This window comes from Cupriavidus sp. SIMBA_020 (assembly GCF_046535395.1).
Classification (GTDB): domain Bacteria; phylum Pseudomonadota; class Gammaproteobacteria; order Burkholderiales; family Burkholderiaceae; genus Cupriavidus; species Cupriavidus campinensis.
Window position 1 is genome coordinate 1 of record NZ_JAWRWU010000752.1, and the last position, 266, is coordinate 266.

The window sequence follows — 266 nt, forward strand, 5'->3', positions numbered from 1 at the left end:
AGAACAACATTGAATTATCGCTGAAACCTACATAAGGTGGAACTTGCTGAATCCCTAGTCCATCATCAGATAGGTCATATGATTTAATTTTATCCAAACCCTTATCGTCATTTTCAGTGTAATCAGTTGGCTGTACATATATAACATCAAAATTTTGTTTCTTTAATTTCAAAATATGAAATATTTGCAAAAGCTCAGGTAAAGCCAAAGTAGTTGCATCAATTAAAATCTTTCCCCTAGGAACTTCATATTTACCTATTTCTCTT

General features: G+C 31.6%; 1 protein-coding gene. It reads right to left on the reverse strand.

What is annotated here, in order from left to right; all coding sequences use genetic code 11:
* On the reverse strand, positions 1–266 hold a 266-nt coding region (locus SB751_RS31355), incomplete at both ends, for a hypothetical protein (protein ID WP_410749191.1).